The 6,940-nt window shown below is 37.9% G+C and carries 6 protein-coding genes; all 6 read left to right on the forward strand.

The features are described from left to right. The first annotated feature begins 190 nt into the window (after positions 1–190). The 6 genes from H5090_RS15015 to H5090_RS15040 all read left to right on the forward strand — a co-directional run bounded on the left by H5090_RS15015 (position 191) and on the right by H5090_RS15040 (position 6,847). Positions 191–988 (forward strand): crotonase/enoyl-CoA hydratase family protein, encoded by a 798-nt coding sequence (locus tag H5090_RS15015; protein WP_182696106.1) that lies wholly within the window; start codon positions 191–193, stop codon positions 986–988. A 71-nt stretch (positions 989–1,059) separates the two neighbouring features. Then, entirely contained in the window at positions 1,060–1,413 is a 354-nt protein-coding gene (locus tag H5090_RS15020; protein ID WP_182696107.1) for a CidA/LrgA family protein, read from the forward strand. Next, positions 1,406–2,149 carry an LrgB family protein gene (locus H5090_RS15025; protein ID WP_182696108.1) on the forward strand — a complete coding sequence of 248 codons (744 nt, stop codon included), beginning with the start codon at positions 1,406–1,408 and terminating at the stop codon, positions 2,147–2,149. Before H5090_RS15020 ends, H5090_RS15025 begins: the two co-directional genes overlap by 8 nt. Positions 2,150–2,187: 38 nt before the next feature. Further along, a complete protein-coding gene (locus H5090_RS15030; protein ID WP_002958733.1) occupies positions 2,188–3,024 on the forward strand; it encodes a mechanosensitive ion channel family protein in 837 nt (278 codons plus the stop codon). A 167-nt stretch (positions 3,025–3,191) separates the two neighbouring features. Then, positions 3,192–6,446 (forward strand): winged helix-turn-helix domain-containing protein, encoded by a 3,255-nt coding sequence (locus H5090_RS15035; RefSeq protein ID WP_182696109.1) that lies wholly within the window; start codon positions 3,192–3,194, stop codon positions 6,444–6,446. 20 nt (positions 6,447–6,466) lie between these two features. After that, complete coding sequence (locus H5090_RS15040; RefSeq protein ID WP_165723569.1) at positions 6,467–6,847, forward strand: DP-EP family protein; 381 nt, start codon at positions 6,467–6,469, stop codon at positions 6,845–6,847. Positions 6,848–6,940: the final 93 nt, after the last annotated feature.

The raw sequence follows: 6,940 nt of genomic DNA on the forward strand, positions 1-6,940 counted from the left end.
ATTTAAGCTTAAAATAACAACGTAAAAAATTTTATTATCTCAAGTTCTAATTGTTTAGCTTCTTCTCATCTAAATCTAACCCTTTAAGACTACAGCTTTAGCAATAAATTCCATTTATTTAAAAAATACCGTCACTTTACTTAATTCTTATAACAACATAAGCTCAACTAACAGGTCAGAGGAGTGTGTAATGATAAAACTAGAAAAACAAAATGGCATTGCAACCGTCACGCTTAGCAGAGCAAAAAAACAAAACGCATTAAGCTTTGAAATGTTTGTAGAGCTAAACAAAGCCATTAAAAACATAAAAAGAGACCGCAGTATTCGTGCTGTAGTAATAAAAGGCGATGGCGAGCATTTTTGTGCAGGGCTTGATATATCAGCCGTAATGGCGGCACCATTGAATATTATAAAATTATTGCTTAAATGGTTACCTGGCAATCAAAACTTAGCGCAAAAAGTAGTATTAGGCTGGCAGTCACTGAGCGTGCCTGTTATTGCACAAATTGATGGCAACTGTTTAGGGGGTGGTTTACAAATAGCGCTGGGTGCCGATTACAGGATTGTTCATATTGATGCCAAGCTTGCCATTATGGAAGCGCGTTGGGGCTTGTGCCCCGATATGGGCGCCAATGTAATGATGAGCGGTTTAGTTAAGCGTGACCAAGCACTTTGGCTTGCAAGCCACGCAAACCCAATCACAGCACAACAAGCAAATGAGCTAGGTTTAGTTACTCAGCTTACCGATGATACTCAACAAGCCACGCAAAACATGCTCAATACATTACTTGAGCGCTCACCCGATACGCTTGCTGCTATTAAACGTGTTACACAACTTAGCTATAAACCAAACCAACGAAAAATACTCGCTAAAGAAACCTTCAGCCAAATTCGCTTATTGCTAAACCCAAACACTAAAAAAGCAATTGCTAAAGCAAAAGGAAAAGGAAAAGCGGATATAACCTACGTAAATACAAAGCATTGGTAGACTATTGCACAATGCATAAAAGAGTTTGATTTGTTAAAGTTAAGCTCTTATCTTTTCTGTGAGCCACTTTGATGAAATATCTGCTCAGTAGCGCTATTATTTTACTATGTTTAGCCAGCGCTAAACTCATTATGCACTTTATTGGTGGAAGCTTTCCTGCACCGTTACTCGCTATGGTTATTTTATTAGTTTTACTCTTATCGGGTATTGTAAAAGAGCAACATGTAAAACCATGCGCCTCCCCTATTTTAAATATTATGCCTATCTTTTTCATTCCAGCGGGTGTGGGATTTATTGAACATCTCGGCCTTATAAAATCGCACTGGGCATTTTTAGCCTCAGTTGTGGTGCTTGTTCCTATAAGTACCTTATTGCTTGTTAGCAGTGTAATTGCGTACTTTAAGGGAAAAGAAAATAATGACTAATCTTACTTTTTCCGCTATTTCAGAGCTACAACCTAATTTATGGTGGCTAAGTATTCCTTTTATTATTGTATTATTTTTAGCGCTAAGGGCCGTAAACCAAAGTATAAAAAGCAGCGTATTTAAATCGCTCACCAACCCCGTATTTTTAAGTATTAGTATTATTGCTTTATTACTCGTTAATCTAAATTTGCCTTATACGCAATTTGCCACGCACAGCAAATTACTAAGCTGGTTATTAGAGCCCGCAATTGTGGCTCTAGCGCTTCCTTTATATCAGCAGTTTACACACGTACGAAAAAATCTATTACTCATAGTCGCAACATGTAGCTTAGGCATTGTTAACGCAACCGTTGTGGCATTTTTGCTAAGCATATTATTTAACGCACCTGCACAGCTAAGTGCATCTGTTGCCGCACTCAGTGTGACGACCCCAATATCTTTAATTGTTACTGACTCGTTAGGAGGGATTAGCTCACTTGCTGCGGCTTTAGTTATTTTTATTGGTTTACTAGGCGCTTTATTTGGTTTTATGCTTTTTAAACTCATTAATATTTTTAATCACGAATCTCAAGGCGTTGCCATGGGCACAGCTTGCCATGCAATTGGGACCGCTGCTGCTATTGCTGAGCATCCAAAAGTAGGCGCTTACTCATCAGTTGCAATGGCACTAAGTGCTTTATTAACAGCGATTATAGTGCCGCTGTTATATCCATTTTTAGTCAACATTTTGCTATAGTTGGAAAAATACAACATAGCCCTAACTTAGAGCGCTTTATGATCAGTTCTGAAATCGAACAGTTTGAAAAATATTACACCATGCTTACTGAGTATATGGTTACCTACAGTATGCAAATTGTTGGCGCTATTTTTATCGTCCTCATTGGTTTGTGGATAGCACAAAAGCTTGCCAAATTTGTAGCCGCGTTAATGACCCGTCATAACGTTGATATTACGCTCACAAACTTTGTCAGTAGCGTGGTAAAAGTACTGCTCATTGTAATGGTTATAATTATTGCACTTGGCAAAATAGGTATTAGCGTTACGCCATTTGTAGCAGCCATTGGTGCTGCATCTTTAGGTGCTGGTTTAGCGCTGCAAGGAATGCTTTCTAATTATGGTGCAGGCCTTGCCATTATAGCCACGCGACCTTTTGTTGTTGGTGATACTATTGAAGTTAAAAATGTGAGCGGCCAAGTTAAAACAATTGAGCTTGGCTACACTATTTTAATCAATGAAGAAAAAGTAGAAATCACCATTCCAAATAAGCACATAGTGGGTGAAATACTTCATAACTCATTTAGTTACTCATTGGTCAAAGGTGAAATAGACATAGCCTATAGTGCTTGCTCTGATAACGCGATTAGCCTCATTGAAGACGTACTTAAAGCACATGAATTAGTCGCACAAAATCCGTTATCACAAGTGGGTATTGAACGCTTCGCCGATAGCGGTGTTACAATAAGCTACCGATATTGGGTGCCTACTACTAAAATTATCGAAACCAAACTGGCTATTAACGGTGGTGTTTATAAAGCAATTAATAACGCTGATATTGAAATTCCATTCCCTCAACGCGTCATTACAATTAACAAAGCCGACCTAGAAAGCTAATTTATTTTTATTTTGAGCTTGCATATCTGCAAGCTCATCCTTTCCTACCCCCTCTGCTCAGAATAAACTCAAATAGTTGTGTTATAGATTTATTTGCCATATAAATAGTGTTAATAAATATCAATACGCACTTAATTTTAATAATAAAAAAACAATAATGAGTAATGATGATGCGCAACCCCTTCTACCTAGGCGATTGGCAAGTAACACCTTCAACTAACTCAATTCAACTCACTGGTAAAGCCAAACAGTTAGAGCCCAAAGCGATGGAAGTTTTATTGCATTTGTGTCAACAAAATGGCGACATTGTAAGCAGCGATGAATTGCTCAATAAATGCTGGAAAAATACTGATATTGGCGATAATCCATTACATAAAACTATCACTCAGCTAAGAAAAGCGCTCGGTGATAAAGCCAATGAACCACATTATATTGAAACTATCCGTAAACGTGGCTACCGCATTATTGCAAAATTATCTTTTCCGTTAGCAGATCCTATCCCAAGCACTAAAAGTACATGGCAGGGAGGATCCCCTTTCTTAGGCCTGCGTGCATATAACCCAAATGATACCCACGTTTTTTTTGGCCGTACCCAATCTATAGCTACCCTGCTGGAAAGGATATCTAGCCAGGTAAATTACGGTCGTGCTTTTTGCTTAATACTTGGCCCTAGTGGTACAGGTAAATCCTCGCTTGTTAATGCTGGAATTTTACCAAAACTGCTAGATGAGCGAGGCTATAATGGCATCGGTGTTATTTCCTACACCCAGATCGACTTTGCAGATGTGCATAAAAATAGACTTTTTCTAGACTTAGCTTCTGCATTACTTGATTGGGATATAAACGACCAGCCTGTGTTTGAAGGATTAAGCGCGCAAACACTTGCAGAGCAACTAGAATTGGCAATAGATGGCGTAATTAACGCCATACAAGCTGCACTTAGTAAAGCCTCTACACAACTTAAAACACCCCAGTTATTTTTATTTATTGACCGCTTAGAAGTACTGCTTTCTTCTCCTATATTTAGTAGCGAAACACGCAGCCATTTTTTGTCGGTTATTGAGCGCTTAGCAATCTCTAAAGCCGTGATTGTATTTAGTGCGTGTCGTAACGACTTTTACCCTTTAGTTGTTGAACAACCAAGTTTAATGGCAGGCAAAGCTCATGGCGCGCACTACGATTTAACACCGCCAAACCGCCAAGAACTCCAACAAATTATTCGCCTGCCAGCGTTAACCGCTAATTTAACGTTCTCCAATGACCCACAAACTCAAACACCACTGGATGAAATATTGTGCGCCGATACCGCCAATAACCCCGATGCATTGCCCATGCTGCAATACACATTGCAAGAGCTGTACTTACAGCGCAGTGATAATAACGAGCTACTGCACAGTGTTTACAAAAAACTCGGGGGTATTGAGGGCGCCATAGGCAAAAAAGCAGAAGATATATTTATTGACCTTAGTAATGAGCAACAGCAGCAACTAAAAAGCGTATTATCACAACTGATCACTTTAAACCCAGATGGTAAAACCATTACGAGCCGCGCTGCCCGCTGGCAAACATTAACCAACACAAGTCAAAAAGAGCTTGTGCAAGCCATGGTCGATAGCCGTTTATTTGTATCGCATTTACAAAACCAAGAAGCCTGTTTTAGTCTTGCTCACGAGGCATTATTGCGTCAATGGCCGCGCGCAAAACAATGGATTAATGACCATAAAGATGCCTTAGCAATAAAAAGTCGTTTACAACATCAAACACGAAATTGGGTAGATGAAGGCAAAAGTAGTGCTTACCTCCTAGCGCCAGGTAAACCACTACAAGAAGCGCAGCTATTACTTAACGACAAACTGTTTAAATTAGATGATAACGAGCATGCTCTTATCAAAAGCTCTGTAAACAAAATAAAAACAAAAATAAGAGCAAAACGAGTGACCGTTGCTTTATTGTGCTTACTTACATTTACCGCGTTATTGATGAGCTTCATTAGTTTTAAAGCCCAACAGCATGCGCAAAACAAGCAGCTTGAGGCCGAAAGCTTACTAGGGTTTATGGTCGGCGACTTTGCCGATAAATTACGTAGCGTTGAACGTATGGACTTACTTGATGGTATTAGTAATAAAGCACTTGAGTATTTTACTAATCAAACTGACGATTCAAGTTCACTTTTTAGCTTTAGCGATAATAAAGCACAATTTAACAACCGTTTTCAGTACGCACAAACCCTCGAAGCAATGGGTGAAGTAGCTTATTCCCGAGGTAAAACTGATGAAGCCTTTACCGCCTTTGAAAACGCCCGCACCCGCCTTGAGGCATTATTAAAAATACAGCCTAATAACTTAGAGCTACTAACGCTTGCAGGTGCCAATGCCTTTTGGCTTGGTCAATTAGCTTATGATCAAAATGATCATCAAGCTACTGAGCAAATGTTTAAAAAATACCACGCTTACAGTAAAAAAATGTATGCGCTGGCAGCCAATGATTTTAACTCCATTATAGAATTATCGTATTCATCTAATTCTTTAGGTTCTTTATACATAGAAAAATCCAACTACAGCGCTGCAAAAAAGAACTTTGCAGAGTCACTTTTACTTAAAAATAAAGCGCTTAAACTGAAACCTAATAACAAAGATTTACTTCGAGATAAATCCGATACGATTAGTTGGCTTGCAAAAACAGAAGAGAAGCTAAGTAACTTTAATGAAGCAGTTAATATATTGGAAGGTGCAGTTGACGTAATCACAAAATTGATTGCTGACTACCCTCGTGATGCAAGCCTTTTTTACACGTCAGCAAACCTATATATGCAACAAAGTTATTTACTGAGCTATTTGAGTGATAAACGGATGGCCCATAAAAAAGCCAGCTTGGCTAATCAAGTTATCAATGAAGCTTTAGTACAAGATCCAAAAAACAATAAATTTCAGCTTATGTATTATCGCTCTTTAGCACATTCACTAATGCTATCTACTGATGAAGCTACTGACTCAACAATTGAAAAAATAATTAATTTTTTAAAATCTCAAAATTTTAAAAATACCAGCACTATTAATACACAAATTACACTGATTCAATATTTTATAAATAGACAATCACCACTCAAAGCGCAGGAGTTATTAACTGAGCTTGAGAATAATGAAAACTACAAACATCAATTAGCCAGCCTAACTAAAACTGGTGATTACTTATTATATACAAGAATAAACTTAATCAAAGCAAACTTAGCTACAACTAATAAACAGCGAGAGCAATTTTGCTTAAGTGCTATCAAAGCAATTTCTGAAGCTGCAAAAATAAGTCAGAGCGTAAAAATAACATACCCACTAGTACAAGCTTATACCTGTTTAAACAGAGAAGACGAGATATCAGAAATAAAAACAAGCCTAGTTAAATTAGGCATTACGAACTTCCAACTATAATTACTCATAAAGGAAATGATATGAATAACACCCTAGAAAATGTCGACTTTCAAGTAAATATTGAACTTAACAACGGTGAAGCTATTTTTAGCTATACAAAAAATGGCGAACCCGCTACTGGCGGTGGTGTTGTAAGAACTGAAACCGCTGGCAACTACAATTTAGACGACGCCACAATTCAAAATGGTTTCGTATTTACTGGCGCTACTATCACCAATATCGACACACAAAAACCATGCGCCCAAGACTTCAGCTATAAAGTAAGTGACAACGGCCACACAATTATCATTACCGACACAGATGAAAATAATGGCTCTGTATGCTTAATCTTTAACGTTGAGTGTAATGGCAATAAATATGAAAGCGCTGATCCTCAAGTTAAGAATGAAAAAGAACTCTAATTAGTAATGCTTATTTTTAAATTGCAAAGGCATATTAATTGCGGTGTAATTTATTTAAAAACGCCCCTTAAATAAACTTAAATAAACTTAAAT

This window comes from Pseudoalteromonas sp. SR43-5, from assembly GCF_014163835.1.
GTDB lineage: Bacteria > Pseudomonadota > Gammaproteobacteria > Enterobacterales > Alteromonadaceae > Pseudoalteromonas > Pseudoalteromonas distincta.